This is a genomic window from Erwinia sp. AC075 (assembly GCF_979253995.1).
Window position 1 is genome coordinate 5,076,380 of sequence record NZ_CEEDEU010000001.1, and the last position, 15,216, is coordinate 5,091,595.

Here is a 15,216-nt window from a genome sequence, read left to right on the forward strand (position 1 = left end):
TATTACGCCCGCAATGGTCGGGCGTAATTAATGAAAACCCGTCAGACTCCGCTTAGACTATTCTGAATATTTAAATTGGCAGGAATGCATATGAGAAGGCTTTTGCTGGCGCTGGCTTCAGCGTGGTTATTGAGCGGATGTGCCACCATTGTTGGCGATCAGACCCAGGACGTTTCCATCCAGACCTGGCCTCAGGGCGTGAAATTTGTGGTGCAGGATGAAACGGGAAGGGCCGTTGCAGAAGGGATTACCCCTAAAACAGTCTCACTGCTGAAGTCTGATGGCTCGTACCTTGGCAAGAAGAAGTACACGCTGCAACTGGAGCGCGCGGGTTATGTGCCGCAGACGATCCCACTGGAAGAGAGAGCCAACCTCTGGTACATCCTCGGCAACATTCCGCTGGGTGGCATTCCTGGCTGGCTGTTTGTCGATCCGTTTAATGGCGGCATGTACAACATCCATCCGGAGAAGGTAAATACCATTATGAATCCGGTGGGCGCGCGCGGCTAGATGCGGGCAACCAGGGGAAGATCGCTCTTCCCCTGATAGCGCGTTTTGACGGGTTCAAAACCGTCCCGACGCTATTGCGCCGTCGGGTTCAGCATCACGTGTGCGGGTTTATGTTTTGCCAGATACTGCTGCTGGAAAATGCACATGCGAATGGTGTTACGGTATTCGCCGTTAATAAAGAATTCGTGGATAAGTTCGCCTTCAATATCGAAGCCTAATTTGGTGTAGATGTGAATGGCTTTCTTATTTTCTTTATCAACGATCAGGTAAAGTTTATACAGGTTCAGCACGGAAAATCCGTAATCCATCGCCAGCTTGACGGCTTTACTGGCAAGGCCTTTCCCTTGATGGCTGGGGGCAATGATAATCTGAAATTCAGCACGTCGGTGAATATGGTTAATCTCAACCAGTTCAACCAGTCCCGCTTTATCCCCTTCAAATTCAACCACAAACCGACGTTCGCTCTGATCGTGAATATGCTTATCGTAGAGATCGGACAGTTCCACAAACGCTTCGTACGGCTCTTCAAACCAGTAACGCATAACGCTTGCGTTGTTATCAAGCTGGTGAACAAAACGCAGATCTTCACGTTCGAGAGGACGCAGTTTTAAGCCATCTTCGGCAGGCATGGGAGACATATAAGTTCCTTTTATCAGATGCAATATTGCTGAGGAATTATACGTCTGACGGGAGGAAATGGCACGGCGTAAGCGTAGAAACAATAACGCCAGCACGGTTTACGGTGCTGGCGTTTAGAATGCGTTAAGGCATCAGAAGTTGTAGCCAGCGACCAGGTAGTAACCCCAACCGGTGGATTTCACTTCGAACTGACCGTTACCAAAGTTCAGCTCCTGGCCATCAGCCCACTGTCCGCCGTTGTGGAAGTAACGCGCCACGAACGAGTAATGCCAGTGATCGTAACCCAGCGAGAGGATATGGCTGGAAGCGATAGAGTTGCTGGTACGGGACGGGCCGGTCTCATCACGCAGATCGGAGCCCCAGTCAAAGTTGGTGAAGCCGATGTAGCTCAGATTTCCGCCCCACAGGCTGGTAATCGGCACGAAGTATTTCACCTTAAAGCGATAGCCATCCCAGCTGTTTTCGTTCGCTGCACCGTAGTTTTCCCACTGGTATTTGGCATACACGTTCAGTGAAAGGCCAACATCTGAGTGGGTATCGATATCGGTACCCAGACCCATGAACCAGGTGTTCTGGCGGTTATCGCTGTTACGGCCCATATCGTAGATATAGTTGTTCGCGAAGTACCACTCTTTGAACGGGCCGAAGCTCAGGTCCGTGTTGGTCAGCTTGTCGATAGAGAAACGAGGTTCGATTTCCATAAACAGCGGGGAGCCGTGGTCAAAGATACCGTTAGCATTGGAGTTACCCACGCCGAAGAAGTTAGTCGCATCGATATAGCCGTAGAAATCGAACCAGTCTTTTTTGGCGAACGCTTCGTATTCCAGATATACGTCGTTATTGAACTGAGGTCCGAAACGGGTGTGGTAGCTTCCCACCACGTTGACGCTCTGATGCCACCAGTCGGAAACATACTCCGGCGAATCGGTAGCAGCAGTTGAAGAGGCACTATAAGAGAGCGCTGCGAGTGCGCCAGCCATCAGAATTTTATATTTCATTATATTACCACAGGCTTAATGACCCTTTTATGAAGCCACTGCGAAGGTCTTATTAAGTCGTCAACAGAAGAGGAAAGGGTGACTGTTTTCACAGCAAAAAACACCCGCGATGAATGCTGCGGCAGTGTGCCGTCATCCGCGCTTAAGGAAATAGATATCGCTCACACTTGTCAAACCTTGTTTCATTTCACTTTAGGTAAAGTGTGATGGGTGTCACAAATATGTTTGACCGGATGGTCTGAAAGGGGATTGAGGACAGGAAGGGGGTTTTTTGAGCCAGGTAATCGTTTGCATCGCTGTTTAAGGTACAACAGGCAAAAAGCGGAAGTGGATTTACCGATTCTGCAGTGGGAAGAGAAGGGGAATGGCAGCGGCTTATAATAAGGTAAGCTTATGGATGGTGGCGTTTTTTAGCATCGCGTCATCCTGGCGAGATGAGCCCTTTTTGGTTTCATTAAGAAGATCGCGGGGAGTGATCTCCTTAATAACACCTGCAAAATAGCCGCAGAATTTTACCGGGGCAGAATCATCTACTCTTCGTCGCGTTCTTTATTTGCCCGCTGACGTTCGTAATAGTCATCTTCCGCCGTAATGATTTCATCCATCAGCGAGTCCATATCGACTTCATGAATCTCTTCGACGAACAGTCCTGTCAGCGGAGTTTCTGGGGTTAACTTGCCGTCTTCATACAGCAGCCAAATTTCTTTCGCATAACGGGTTTTCAGCAACTGCGGAGCAAACTGACCGTAGTACGCCGTGATGTTATTCACGTCACGCTCGAACATGGCTTCAGCATGGTTATTCGCTGCAGCATCGACAGCCTGAGGCAAGTCGATAATGACCGGGCCTTGTGCATCGAGCAGTACGTTAAATTCCGACAGGTCACCATGCACGATACCGGCACACAACATGCGTACGATATTACGGATCATGGTATGGAAATCAGTCACCGCGCTTTCTTCGGACATAGTCACATCGCTAAGACGTGGAGCCACCATGCCGTCTGCATCCGTCACCAGTTCCATCAGGAGCACGCCGTCGATACAAAGATAGGGCTGAGGGACTCGTACGCCCGCTTCTGCCAACCGGAACAGCGCATCCACCTCTGCGGTTTGCCAGGACTCTTCCTGCTGCTTGCGGCCGAATTTAGAGCCTTTCTGCATCGCACGGGAGCTACGTGAGTTACGGACCTTGCGGCCTTCCTGATACTGCACGGCCTGCTTAAAGCTGCGCTGTGTCGCTTCCTTGTACACTTTGGCACAATTGATCTTGTCACCGCATAACACAGTGTAAACGTCGGCTTCCTTTCCGCTTTTAAGGCGTTGGAGCACATCGTCTATCAGGCCATCATCAACCAGAGGTTGGATTCGGTTTGGGATTTTCATGCGGCTTTATACCTTATTTCAGCCAGGTTACGAAAGATATCAGGCACAAAAAAACCCACAAGGTTTTCACCGTGTGGGTTCTCAGGACTTCATCGAGTGGGTCTGGTAACCATCGACCAAGAATTTGGTGGAGCTGGCGGGAGTTGAACCCGCGTCCAGAATTACTACACCGTCGGCACTACATGCTTAGTCCAGTCTTTACATTCGCCGGTTAGCTGCGAACGGACACGCCACTAACCAACTAGCCTGATTAGATTTAGTGTTTCAGCCCCAGGCAGGACATCCACACGAGTTCTTTTGTTTTTGACCTCTCTTGATCCCCGTCCTAAGAACGGAGGCTAGGGAGAGAGGGCTCTGAGCAGGTTATTAAGCTGCTAGTGCGTAGTTTTCGTCGTTTGCAACTATTTTTTTGCGGCTTTTAACGAGGCAAACCGCCCCTCGGCATGCTCCTAGGGCTTCGCAAATCCTGTCGAATCCAGAATCAGCCCCATGTACTACTGTGAAGCAGTATAACAGAAAAACCTGTCGCTACGCCATAGGCTTAGCGATTTGCGTGTTTCATAATACGTGCTTTGTCGGTCTTCCATTCGCGATCTTTGATATCACCGCGTTTGTCGTGCTCTTTCTTACCTTTAGCTACGCCAATCTTCAGCTTGGCCCAGGCATTTTTCCAGTACAGCGATAAAGCGACGATGGTGTAACCATCGCGGTTGGCTTTATCGAACAGGATTGCCAGCTCGCGCTCCTTAAGCAGAAGCTTGCGGGTGCGGGTAGGGTCGCAGACCACATGCGAGGATGCGCCAATCAACGCCTGGAAGGTTGCGCCGAACAGAAAGGCTTCGCCATCACGCAGCATGATGTAGCTTTCGCTGATGTTAGCCTTTCCTGCGCGGAGTGATTTGACTTCCCATCCCTGGAGCGACAGTCCCGCTTCGAATTCATCTTCAATGAAGTATTCATGGCGGGCCCGTTTGTTCATGGCAATGGTAGCGGAACCGGGTTTATGTGCTTTTTTCTTAGTCATAGTGCCACTTAGTTTACATGAAGCAGTGATTGAAGGCATCCCCTGTAACAAACGAGACGGGGAAAAGCGCTATTTTAGCAGAACGCTGGCGGCTGAGAATTTTTGTTTGCCTGCCGGCGATGGTATTATTGAAAAGTTGAAGATTAACAGGAAACGTTATGTCTCAGATTAGTCGTTCCGCGTTGGTGCCCTACAGCGCAGAGCAGATGTTCCGGTTGGTAAACGATGTGGATGCCTATCCGGAATTTCTTCCAGGGTGTACCGGTAGCCGTATTCTCGATGCCAGCGAACAGCAGATGACCGCGTCAGTGGATGTCTCTAAGGCTGGGATCAGTAAAACGTTTGTCACGCGAAATACACTGACGGATAACCAGAGCATTGCTATGCAGCTGGTTGATGGCCCGTTCCGCAAATTGAACGGTGGCTGGAAGTTCACTGCGCTCAGTGATGATGCCTGTAAGGTTGAGTTGAGTCTGGACTTTGAGTTCACCAATATGCTGGTTGAACTGGCCTTTGGACGCATCTTCAAAGAGCTGGCAAGCAGCATGGTGCAGGCGTTTACTAAACGCGCGAAAGAGGTCTACAGTGCCTGATATCGCGGTTGAAGTGGTCTATGCGTTGCCAGAAAAACAGTATCTGTACACGGTCAACGTGGAAGAGGGCGCGACTGTCGAAGACGCTATCAAAGCTTCCGGCATTCTTGAACTCAGAAGTGATATCAATCTCGCCAGTAACAAAGTGGGTGTTTTTAGTCGTCCGGTAAAACTGGGGGATGAGGTACACAGTGGCGATCGCATTGAAATCTATCGCCCGTTACTGGCCGACCCGAAAGAACTCCGCCGTCAGCGCGCCGAACGCGCGGCAAAAAAATAAGGCGCCTTAGCGCCTTACGATTTCATCAACAAGCCTGCTGTTAACCGCTTTTCTTGCCGCTCAGGGTTGGCTTGTTATCAATGTTGGTCAGGGTACCGCTACCATCAAAGGTCAGCGTCAGCGTCTGCTGAGTCACAGGCTCATGGCCTGGCTCCTGGCGGAACACGTAATACCAGACGTTGCTACCAAACGGGTCGCGCATCATCGGCGTGCCCAGGGTGTAAGCCACCTGCTGTTGCGTCATGCCGGTATGAATTTTGGAAACGTCATTCGCAACCAGGTAATTGCCCTGGTTGATGTCCGGGCGGTAAACCACTCGCTCCAGAGTGGAACATCCAGCAGTCATCATCAGAAGAACCACCGCCGCAGCAGTCAGCGTTTTACAGCGCATAAGTATCTCTATTCCTTTTCGGGCCAACAATCTGGCTGCATCGAACGTTCGCTACGATTACAGCGTAAGAAGACGATGATAATAAACCTTTCCGCAGTTTGAAACCTCTACGGAGCAAGGATATGACCACAACAGGCCAAAAAAGTGCGGCAATCAGGCTGCTAAAAGCTCCTTTGCGTTCGCCAGCGTGTTGCGAGTGACCTCGCTACCGCCCAGCAGACGGGCCAGTTCCTGCAGACGGGCACGTTTATCCAACGGGATCATATGGGTTTCAGTCATTTCGCCATCGGTCTCTTTACTGACGTAGAAATGATGATTTCCACAGCCCGCAACCTGCGGAAGGTGGGTCACACACATAACCTGCGTGGATTCCCCTAACTGACGCAGCATCTTACCGACCACGGCTGCGGTAGGACCGCTGATGCCCACATCCACCTCATCGAAAATCAACGCTGGCGTATCCATCTTACGGGCTGTAATCACCTGAATGGCGAGGGCAATACGCGACAGCTCACCGCCAGAGGCCACTTTAGACAACGGTTGAAGCGGCTGACCAGGGTTAGTGGTCACACGGAAATCGATACGGTCTGCACCCTCAGCGGTCAAATGGTCAGCGTTAAACAGCACCTCAATCCCCAGCTTACCGTGCGGCATGGAGAGCGCATGCATGCTCTCACCAATCAGGCGGCTCAATTCTTCTGCGAAATGCACACGGCGCTGATGCAACTGCTCAGCACAGGTCATTGCCGCACGATGATGGCGGGAAACGGTCAGCGTCAGATCTTCCTGATCGCTCTCCTGCTGATCGAGCAGACCTTGTTCTTCCAGCAGCTGCTGGTGGAAGAGCGGCAGTTCTTCAGGGGAGATGTGGTGTTTGCGCGCCAGAGCGATCTGTTTAGATATCCGCTGTTCAAGCTCATGCAGACGGTTTGGATCGAGATCCAGACGTTCGCAGTAGTGACGGAGTTCATCGCTGGCTTCACTGATTTGAATGGATGCTTCATCCAGCAGCTTATAGACCCCGCTGAGCTTGTCATCCATCGTCAGCAGCTCGCTAAGCAATTGCTGAGCGGTATACAGCTGATTCTGCAACGTGGCGTCTTCGCCATCAGCCAGCAGCATCAGAGCTTTTTGACTGGTGGAGAGCAGCTGCCCGCTGTTGGCCAGACGCTTGTACTCTTCATCAATCGCTTCATATTCACCGGTCACGGGCGCGAACTCGTTCAGCTCTTTCAGCTGATATTGCAGAAGCTCACGGCGAGCCTCGCGCTCCTGAGAGAGTTGCTGATGCTGTGCCAGCACGCGGCAGCTCTGGTGCCATGCACGATAGCTGGTCGCCATTTCCTGCATCAGGCCTGTTTCTCCGGCGTAACCATCAAGCAGCGTTTTCTGATGTTCCGGTTTCAGCAGAAGCTGGTGAGCATGTTGACCGTGGATCTGGATCAGCAACTGACCGAGGTCGCGTAGCTGAGAAAGGGGAACCGCAGTGCCGTTGATAAAGCCGCGTGAACGGCCGTCACTGTTGATCACCCGGCGCAACAGGCACTCGTTACCTTCATCAAGCTGGTTTTCAATCAGCCACGTCAAAGCAGAAGGGGTATCTTTCAGAGAGAAGCGCGCACAAATATCGGCGCGGGAAGCGCCAAGGCGAACCATATCCGCTTCCGCCCGACCGCCCAGGCACAAGCCGAGCGCATCAATAGCAATGGACTTCCCTGCGCCGGTCTCGCCGGTGATGGCGGTCATGCCACGCTGAAAATCGATTTCAAGTTCACGAACAATCGCAAAATTACTGATGGTCAGTTGTGCCAGCATAGTGGGTATTCCTGTACGTAAACACAGATATGGTTTTTCATACAGTATATACTGGTTTTATAACCAGTAAAGTAGCTGGCGTTGGTTTTTAAAACAATTTTTTCGACCAGGCGAGCTTAGAGCTCAGCGTATTGAAATAATTATAGTTTTGGGGATGGATGAGATTGAGGTGATCGTTATTCCGGCGGATCAACACGTCTTCACCTTCCTGAATTGGCAGGGCAATCTGGCTGTCACAGCTGACTTCCAGGTCGCCGCGCATATGGGAAAAGCGCAGGCGAATGGTGCTGCTGCTGTTAATCACCAGTGGCCTTGCGGAGAGCGTATGCGGGAACATCGGCACAATCGCGATGGCATCCAGAGACGGCGTTAGAATGGGGCCGCCTGCGGAAAGTGAATACGCCGTTGAACCGGTCGGCGTGGAGATGATCAAGCCATCTGAGCGCTGAGAGAAGGCGAACGACTCGTCAATGTAGACTTCGAACTCAATCATATGGGCGACTTTGCCCGGATGCAGCACCACTTCATTAATGGCCGTGCCGATGCGCGGTTCACGTCCCTGGCGGCACACCTGCGCTTCAAGCAGGAAGCGGCTTTCTGTAATGTACTTACCTTCCAGCACGTCGGCTAACTGCTGCTGGGCATTATCCGGATCGAGGTCGGTAAGAAAGCCAAGATTGCCACGGTTGATCCCAATCACTTTGATATCGTAACGCGCCAGTACGCGCGCCGCGCCCAGCATATTGCCATCACCGCCGACCACTACGGCAAGGTCGGCTCGCTGACCAATTTCCGCCAACGTGCCGGTTTCAACGTCCGTCAGATTCAGCTCACGGGCGATCTGCTGCTCGATAATCACCTCGTAGCCTTTGGTTGTCAGCCAGCGATAGAGCATCTCGTGTGTCGTCAACGCGGTAGGATGGCGCGGATGGCCCACAATACCGATACAGTTGAAATGTTTGTTCATGATGCTGGCGTTCCTCATGAGGTAAACTACCTCAGACAATGTGACGGGTTCCCTTGAAACCGCAATTCTGATCCCCATAATAAGCGAACCAGCGAGATGAATGTGCATAAACGCGGAGAAATTCATGAGTAGTAAAGAACAGAACACCCCAAACGAGCAAGTCTCAGACGATATCGAGATGGAGCAGGCGCAGAATCAGGGCGCAGACACAGCCGAAGCGGTCGATCCGCGTGATGAGCGTATTGCCGAGCTGGAAGTCCAGCTGGCACAGTCTCAGGGTGGCGTACGTGAAGCTCAAATCCGTGCCCAGGCTGAGATTGAGAACATCCGTCGCCGTACCGAACTGGACGTCGAAAAAGCGCACAAATTTGCGCTGGAAAAATTTGCCAACGAACTGCTGCCAGTGATCGATAGCCTTGAGCGCGCGCTGGAAGTGGCTGACAAAAGCAATCCTGAACTGAACTCAATGGTCGAAGGGATTGAGCTGACGCTGAAATCTTTGTTGGGCGCAGTCCGTAAATTCGGTGTGGAAGTGATTGGTGACATTAACGTGCCGTTCAACCCTGAATTGCACCAGGCGATGTCGATGATGGAATCTGAGGATGTGGCGCCAAACCACGTTCTGATGGTGATGCAACGTGGTTACACGCTGAATGGCCGTCTGCTTCGTCCGGCGATGGTTGCCGTAGCGAAAGCCAAAGCGTAATCGCGCTGACCCAGTAAAAAAGCACCCTCGGGTGCTTTTTTTTATGCTGTTATTCCGGCAAAACCGGCTGCCAGTCGATCGGTTTTTCGCCGTGCTGCTCCAGCCATTCGTTGGTGCTTGAAAAATGACCGCTACCAAAAAAGCCACGATGGGCTGAGAGTGGGGAAGGGTGAGGTGCCAGCAACACATGGTGCCGCTGACGATCGATAATGCTGCCTTTCTTTTGCGCATGTGCGCCCCACAGCAGGAATACCACCCCTTCGCGATGTTCGTTAATCGCAGCGATCACTCTGTCGGTAAAGGTTTCCCAGCCAAATTTCGCGTGTGAATGGGCATTGCCGCCTTCAACAGTTAAAACGGTGTTGAGCAACATCACGCCCTGACGTGCCCAGCTCTCGAGGAAGCCGTGCTGCGGACGTACGAAACCGGGAATGTCTGTAACCAGCTCTTTGTACATATTCACCAGTGATGGCGGCACAGCCACGCCAGGCAGCACTGAGAAGGCCAGACCATGAGCCTGATTGGGGCCGTGATAAGGGTCCTGACCGAGGATAACCACTTTGATATCCCCTAATTCCGTCATCCTTAGCGCGTTGAACACATCTTTCTGAGGCGGATAGACGATTTTGCCCGACGCACGTTCATGAGCCACTTTGGCCAGCGTTTCAATGAAATAGGGCTTCTCTTTTTCCTCTGCCAGCACGTCGTGCCAGGTCAGTGTGTTGGCCATTATCGCCTCCTTAACGTTTAAGCCGTGTAGCTTAACGTGGAACCGCGATCGGTAAAACTTAAAATATTGTTGATATTTTACAAAAAAATATGAAGCGAGAGTTTGACGAAAATTGAGCTAAATCATTAAGTTGTTCAGGGATGCATTTTCATCCGCGGTAGAATATTGATTTTGGTCAAAGAGGCACCACCTTCGGGCTGATATACAGATCGGATATGAGTCAATCCTGCTCCATTATCCTTGCTGATAGTTATCAGCCCTGAACTGCCTGGAGGCACAATCATGATTACCGGAATTCAAATTACTAAAGCATCCAACGCCGGTCTGCTGAACTCATTCTGGCTGCTGGACGACGAAAAAGCTGAAGCACGCTGCGTGTGTGCCAAAGAAGGTTACAACCAGGATCAGGTTGTGCCGGTCGCTGAGTTAGGCCAAATCGAATACCGTGAAATTCCGTTGGAAGTGAAGCCGGAAGTGCGTGTGGAAGGCGGTCAGCATCTGAATGTTAACGTGCTGCGCCGCGAGACGCTGCAGGATGCTGTCGATCATCCCGAAAAGTATCCTCAACTGACAATCCGCGTTTCTGGCTATGCTGTGCGTTTCAATTCATTGACGCCAGAACAGCAGCGCGATGTGATCGCCCGTACCTTCACAGAAACTTTGTAATAATCGGGAAAATTACCGCTGTTATCGCCATGAAAATAGGACGCGTGTTGAAAAGTGCAGCAGCGCTATTTTCATTGTAATGTGATGAAAGTTAATGAAAATGGGGGATTGTTGTTTCAGGGTTAAATTGGACTGAGGCAACAATGCCCATTTCCAGGTTGAAAAGTTGTTGGAACCGTTATTTTTCTGCATCACAGACATAAAAAAACCGCCTGCTACGGGCGGTTTTTTGTTATGCGGTGCAATTATTCAGCACTGTCCGGTTTCGCCACTGCGGTAGGCTTACGACGCTTACCAATGTTCTTGGTATCGCGATGGCGCTCTTTCGCACGCGGCTGCGCTTCTTTCGCTTCCGTCTGTTTAAGCTCTTTACGCTTGGCCAGCACTTTCTTCGACGGCTTGCCGTTCAGCTTCTCACTCGGTGGACGAGTGGTTGGACGCAGTTCGTCAATGGTGCGGGATTTCAGCGGCTCTTTGATATAGCGAGTCACTTTACCCAACAACACGTTGTCGTGTGCTTCAACCAGCGAAATCGCGATGCCTTTCTTACCCGCGCGGCCAGTACGACCAATACGGTGCAGGTAGGTGTCGGAGGTGCGTGGCATATCGAAGTTGAACACGTGGCTGACATCTTCAATGTCGATACCGCGCGCGGCAACATCGGTTGCGACCAGCACGTTTACACGGCCATCCACCACACGTTTAATCGCTTCGTTACGCTTGAACTGCTCCAGTTCGCCTTCCAGATAGCTGGTGTTAATGCCCGCTTCACGCAGCCAGCCACACAGCTCGTGCACACGCTCACGTTTACGCACAAACACCACGGAGCGGGTGACTTCAGGCTGTTTCAGCATGTGGATCAACAGCGCGGTTTTATGCTTAACGTCATCTGCGCGATAGTACCACTGCAGGATTTTTTTACGTTCGCGGCGGGCCGGATCGGCTTCAATTTCTTCCGGCTCGTTCAGCAGACGTTCAGAGAAGTCTTTAATCGCATCGCCTTCCAGCGTGGCGGAGAACAGTAATGTCTGTTTGCGCCAGCGGGTTTCAGCCGCGATGGTTTCGATATCCTGGGCAAAGCCCATGTCCAGCATGCGGTCCGCTTCATCGAGGATCAGCGATTCTACCGCGCGGCAGTCAAAGTTCTCTTCTTTGATGTACTGCAACAGACGGCCGGTGGTGGCGACCACGACGTCCTGGTTTTCGCTGAACACTTCCGCGTGGTTCATGTACGCAACGCCACCGGTTATCGTCGCGATATCCAGATGGGTGTATTTAGCAAGCTCACGGGCCTGATCGGCAACCTGCATCGCCAGTTCGCGCGTCGGCGTTAAGATCAGAACGCGCGGCGGTCCGGATTTTTTACGGGGGAAGTCGAGCAAATGCTGAAGCACGGGCAGCAGATAAGCCGCCGTTTTGCCTGTACCGGTTGGTGCCGAACCCAGAACGTCACGACCCTCCAGTGCAGGCGGGATCGCAGCGGCCTGGATAGCCGTAGGGCGTGTATAGCCCTTCTCCTGCAATGCTTTCAGCAGGCTTTCATCTAGTTCGAGTTCGGAAAAAGTGGTTACAGTCATGGTCTACCTCAGTTTGGGGCGCTGATTATAGACAGATTGAACACGATCTTCATCTGTTTGTGTGGTCTGAATGACTTTTCCTTACGAGGATATTGTCCTATGCTAGCGCCGTTTCCATTTCAGGTCAGTCAAATGTCTCAACAGAAAGCGGTCCTTCGGTCCAACGGATTTACCTTCAAACAGTTTTTTGTCGCCCACGATCGCTGTGCGATGAAGGTTGGAACCGATGGCGTGTTGCTGGGTGCCTGGGCGCCAGTCGCAGGTGCGCAACGCGTGCTGGATATCGGCACCGGCAGCGGGTTGATTGCACTGATGCTGGCTCAGCGAACCGGGCAGGACGTTGAGGTTGATGCCGTTGAGCTGGACGAGCAGGCCGTTGGTCAGGCGCGGGAAAATGCCGCTGAGTCCCCCTGGGCAGACAGAATTCACGTCTGGCAGGACGACATTGTTCACTGGTCAAAAAACGCTGAGCAGCGTTACTCGCTGATCGTCAGCAATCCGCCGTATTTTGTGCCCGGAACAGACTGTGCCAGCCCTGAGCGCGCATCTGCTCGTTATACCACGGATTTAACGCACGATGTGTTGCTGAGCTGCGCGGAAGAATTAATTACCGAGGAAGGCTATTTCTGTGTGGTGCTGCCAGCCTCAGCGGGAGAAAAACTGGTTGAGCTGGCTCAACAGCGCGGCTGGCATCTGCATTGCCGTACGGATATATCGGATACCGAAATGCGCCCGCCGAATCGCGTGCTGTTGGCACTGTCACCCAAACCCGGCGAACCGTTTGTTGATCGTATGACGATTCGCGGGCCAGACCACAATTATTCCGAAGCGCATTGCAGCCTGACGCGCGATTTCTATCTGTTCCGCTAACTCACTACGGCGAGAGAAGGGTAGGCTTCGCCTCATCCAGCAGCTCGGGATAATCGAGCGTGAAATGCAATCCACGGCTCTCCTTTCGCTCCATCGCACAGCGGACAATCAGCTCCGCAACCTGCACCAGGTTACGCAGCTCCAGCAGGTTATTTGAGATGCGGAAGTTAGCGTAGTACTCGTCAATTTCCTGTTGCAGCATATTGATGCGGCGAAGCGCGCGCTCAAGACGTTTCGTGGTGCGCACGATCCCCACGTAGTCCCACATCAACAGGCGAAGCTCGTGCCAGTTATGCTGGATCACCACGCGTTCATCAGAATCATCGACCCGGCTTTCATCCCACTGCGGCAAGCTTTCCGGCATGCTGACGTCCTGCAAATGCTGATTGATGTGCTCCGCTGCCGACCAGCCGTAGACCAGACACTCCAGTAGCGAATTCGATGCCAGACGGTTCGCGCCATGCAGGCCGGTATAGCTGACTTCGCCAATGGCATACAGCCCGGTGATATCCGTTAGACCCTGGCGATCGACGACCACGCCGCCGCAGGTGTAATGGGCGGCAGGAACAATGGGGATCGGCTCTTTGGTTAAGTCAAAGCCCAGCGTTTGCAGTTTCTCATCGATCATCGGGAAGTGCGCACGGATGAATTCAGCCGGTTTATGGCTGATATCCAGATACATGCAGTCTGCCCCCAACCGCTTCATTTCGTGGTCGATTGCGCGGGCGACAATATCGCGCGGGGCCAGCTCAGCGCGTGGATCGAAGTCGGGCATAAAGCGGCTGCCATCGGGACGCTTGAGGATCGCGCCTTCGCCACGCAGCGCTTCCGTTAACAGGAAATTACGGGCGTCAGGGTGGAACAGGCAGGTGGGATGAAACTGGTTGAATTCAAGATTGGCGACCCGACAACCCGCACGCCAGGCCATCGCGATGCCATCCCCTGAAGCCACATCCGGATTGGTGGTGTATTGATACACCTTGGCGGCGCCGCCCGTGGCCAGCACCACAGAGCGTGCCCGGCAGGTTTCCACCTTTTCGCGCTTACGATTCCAGATGTAGGCGCCGACCACGCGGCGTTCGCCCGGCAGACCAATTTTGTCAGAGACAATCAAATCCACCGCATTGCTGCGTTCAATAATATGAATGTTGGGATGGCTCAATGCCTGGCTGACCAGTGTGGTTTCGACCGCACGACCGGTCGCATCCGCACTGTGAAGAATTCTGCGATGGCTGTGGCCACCTTCGCGGGTCAGATGGTAACGACCTTCCAAAGCGTCCGGGTTTTCTTTATCAAACAGCATGCCGTTATCAATCAGCCACTGAACACAGTGGCGCGCATTGCTGGCGATGAACGAGACCGCGTCCCTGTCGCACAGGCCGCCACCGGCAATCAAGGTGTCTTCAACATGAGATTCAATGCTGTCCGTCTCATCGAAAACGGCGGCGATCCCGCCCTGAGCATAAAAGGTTGAGCCTTCGCTAACCGGGCCTTTACTCAATACGGTGACCTGGTGCTTTTCCGCGAGGCGCAACGCTAAGGTCAGGCCCGCGGCACCGCTACCAATGATCAACACGTCACAGCTGTATTCAGGAGAAGAAGTCATAGTGTTTAATTTACTAAACAGGTTGTTTGCTGAGCATAGCACTCAACTTCGGCACGAAAAAAGGCTTTTTCGTTGTCAACAGGCAGAGTGTGAGCTGGTCGAGACTTTCGAAAATGTAAGAATTAAGTCAATTTGCGTCAATAAAGCGAGGATAAGGTTTAATATTGAGAACAGCCTTGGATTACCGTGATTTTAAGGTGAAAAAGCGGGCTCCATGGGGTACTCTGCGGCGTTGACGGGGCACTTTTTGCTAACATGCGGAAGTGCAAAGGGGGCAGTGGCTGCTTAATCAGTCAGAAATCATAAAAATGATCGCTGATTTATCCTTTTCCGGCAGAACATCACAAATATAATGGCGCAACGGAACTTTACTCATGATGATCACTCAAAGCGGATGCTTGCTCGAAAAATATGAGTTATTGCGGGTAGTTCAAGAACGCGTGGAACAAGATTTGGGGA

16 protein-coding genes and 1 other RNA gene are annotated in these 15,216 nt (G+C 52.2%); 6 read left to right on the forward strand and 11 right to left on the reverse strand.

Annotation, left to right across the window (positions count from 1 at the left end; translation table 11 throughout):
- Positions 1-90 precede the first annotated feature (90 nt).
- Positions 91-510, forward strand: coding sequence for a hypothetical protein (locus AC0IXH_RS23555; protein WP_041692100.1), 420 nt, complete (start codon positions 91-93; stop codon positions 508-510).
- 71 nt (positions 511-581) lie between these two features.
- Here AC0IXH_RS23555 and speG read toward each other — a convergent pair whose 3' ends face one another.
- From speG to smpB, 5 genes are all read right to left on the reverse strand, one after another.
- The gene (gene speG, locus AC0IXH_RS23560; RefSeq protein ID WP_041692388.1) at positions 582-1,139 is read right to left on the reverse strand and encodes a spermidine N1-acetyltransferase; all 558 of its coding nucleotides are present in this window, start codon (positions 1,137-1,139) and stop codon (positions 582-584) included.
- Between the two features lie 141 nt (positions 1,140-1,280).
- A complete protein-coding gene (locus AC0IXH_RS23565; protein ID WP_013203449.1) occupies positions 1,281-2,147 on the reverse strand; it encodes a nucleoside-specific channel-forming protein Tsx in 867 nt (288 codons plus the stop codon).
- A gap of 530 nt (positions 2,148-2,677) precedes the next feature.
- Positions 2,678-3,532: a PA4780 family RIO1-like protein kinase gene (locus tag AC0IXH_RS23570; protein ID WP_013203448.1), complete on the reverse strand. Its 855-nt coding sequence runs from the start codon at positions 3,530-3,532 to the stop codon at positions 2,678-2,680.
- A gap of 125 nt (positions 3,533-3,657) precedes the next feature.
- Positions 3,658-4,021, reverse strand: a transfer-messenger RNA (tmRNA) gene (ssrA, locus tag AC0IXH_RS23575).
- Positions 4,022-4,073: 52 nt separating this feature from the next.
- Entirely contained in the window at positions 4,074-4,556 is a 483-nt protein-coding gene (gene smpB / locus AC0IXH_RS23580; RefSeq protein WP_013203447.1) for an SsrA-binding protein SmpB, read from the reverse strand.
- Between the two features lie 158 nt (positions 4,557-4,714).
- Between smpB and AC0IXH_RS23585 the strand changes: the two genes are divergently transcribed.
- Together AC0IXH_RS23585 and AC0IXH_RS23590 are read left to right on the forward strand one after the other, a co-directional pair.
- Entirely contained in the window at positions 4,715-5,149 is a 435-nt protein-coding gene (locus tag AC0IXH_RS23585; protein ID WP_013203446.1) for a type II toxin-antitoxin system RatA family toxin, read from the forward strand.
- Entirely contained in the window at positions 5,142-5,429 is a 288-nt protein-coding gene (locus AC0IXH_RS23590; RefSeq protein ID WP_013203445.1) for an RnfH family protein, read from the forward strand. Before AC0IXH_RS23585 ends, AC0IXH_RS23590 begins: the two co-directional genes overlap by 8 nt.
- A gap of 40 nt (positions 5,430-5,469) precedes the next feature.
- On the opposite strand, the gene bamE is transcribed toward AC0IXH_RS23590, so the two are convergent.
- The 3 genes from bamE to nadK all read right to left on the reverse strand — a co-directional run bounded on the left by bamE (position 5,470) and on the right by nadK (position 8,602).
- Positions 5,470-5,820, reverse strand: coding sequence for an outer membrane protein assembly factor BamE (gene bamE / locus AC0IXH_RS23595; protein ID WP_013203444.1), 351 nt, complete (start codon positions 5,818-5,820; stop codon positions 5,470-5,472).
- A gap of 153 nt (positions 5,821-5,973) precedes the next feature.
- Positions 5,974-7,635 carry a DNA repair protein RecN gene (gene recN / locus AC0IXH_RS23600; RefSeq protein ID WP_471721099.1) on the reverse strand — a complete coding sequence of 554 codons (1,662 nt, stop codon included), beginning with the start codon at positions 7,633-7,635 and terminating at the stop codon, positions 5,974-5,976.
- A gap of 88 nt (positions 7,636-7,723) precedes the next feature.
- Positions 7,724-8,602, reverse strand: a complete 879-nt coding sequence (gene nadK / locus AC0IXH_RS23605) for an NAD(+) kinase (RefSeq protein WP_013203442.1) — start codon at positions 8,600-8,602, stop codon at positions 7,724-7,726.
- A gap of 124 nt (positions 8,603-8,726) precedes the next feature.
- Between nadK and grpE the strand changes: the two genes are divergently transcribed.
- On the forward strand, positions 8,727-9,308 hold the full coding sequence (grpE, locus tag AC0IXH_RS23610; protein ID WP_013203441.1) for a nucleotide exchange factor GrpE: 582 nt from the start codon (positions 8,727-8,729) through the stop codon (positions 9,306-9,308).
- Positions 9,309-9,357: 49 nt separating this feature from the next.
- On the opposite strand, the gene ung is transcribed toward grpE, so the two are convergent.
- Positions 9,358-10,038, reverse strand: a complete 681-nt coding sequence (gene ung / locus AC0IXH_RS23615; RefSeq protein WP_053144587.1) for a uracil-DNA glycosylase — start codon at positions 10,036-10,038, stop codon at positions 9,358-9,360.
- A 282-nt stretch (positions 10,039-10,320) separates the two neighbouring features.
- Between ung and grcA the strand changes: the two genes are divergently transcribed.
- Positions 10,321-10,704 carry an autonomous glycyl radical cofactor GrcA gene (grcA, locus tag AC0IXH_RS23620; RefSeq protein ID WP_053144585.1) on the forward strand — a complete coding sequence of 128 codons (384 nt, stop codon included), beginning with the start codon at positions 10,321-10,323 and terminating at the stop codon, positions 10,702-10,704.
- Positions 10,705-10,949: 245 nt separating this feature from the next.
- Here grcA and srmB read toward each other — a convergent pair whose 3' ends face one another.
- Positions 10,950-12,281 (reverse strand): ATP-dependent RNA helicase SrmB, encoded by a 1,332-nt coding sequence (gene srmB, locus AC0IXH_RS23625; RefSeq protein ID WP_013203438.1) that lies wholly within the window; start codon positions 12,279-12,281, stop codon positions 10,950-10,952.
- 132 nt (positions 12,282-12,413) lie between these two features.
- Here srmB and trmN point away from each other — a divergent pair, with 132 nt between their 5' ends.
- The gene (gene trmN, locus AC0IXH_RS23630; RefSeq protein WP_134822582.1) at positions 12,414-13,151 is read left to right on the forward strand and encodes a tRNA(1)(Val) (adenine(37)-N(6))-methyltransferase TrmN; all 738 of its coding nucleotides are present in this window, start codon (positions 12,414-12,416) and stop codon (positions 13,149-13,151) included.
- Between the two features lie 4 nt (positions 13,152-13,155).
- On the opposite strand, the gene nadB is transcribed toward trmN, so the two are convergent.
- On the reverse strand, positions 13,156-14,757 hold the full coding sequence (nadB, locus tag AC0IXH_RS23635; RefSeq protein WP_053144583.1) for an L-aspartate oxidase: 1,602 nt from the start codon (positions 14,755-14,757) through the stop codon (positions 13,156-13,158).
- Positions 14,758-15,216: the final 459 nt, after the last annotated feature.